The sequence below is a fragment of the Psychromonas aquatilis genome (assembly GCF_038155185.1).
Classification (GTDB): Bacteria; Pseudomonadota; Gammaproteobacteria; order Enterobacterales; family Psychromonadaceae; genus Psychromonas; species Psychromonas aquatilis.
This window is the reverse complement of the sequence record NZ_JBAKAZ010000281.1, coordinates 1-227: the sequence shown is the minus strand read 5'-3', so window position 1 is coordinate 227 and position 227 is coordinate 1. Positions and strand designations below refer to the sequence as shown.

At 38.3% G+C, this 227-nt stretch carries 1 pseudogene; it reads left to right on the top strand.

Annotated features, from left to right (window positions below):
- A pseudogene (locus V6256_RS15570) lies at positions 1-227 on the top strand (NADPH:quinone reductase); the annotation flags it as partial.

The following is a 227-nucleotide window of genomic DNA, read 5'->3' as shown; positions in this document are numbered from 1 at the left end:
TATCGTTGACCATAGTGATCAACAACACTACCAAGAAGTGAAGAAGGCAGCGCCTGTTGATATCATCTTAGAAATGCTTGATAATCAGAATTTAGGTGATGATCTACCTTTGTTAAATAGTGAAGGTAGAGTTGTCGTGATTGGTAGTCGAGGCACAGTTGAAATAAACCCACGTGAATTAATGTCTAAAGATGCTTGTTTCATGCGGATGTCAATGTTCAATGCAA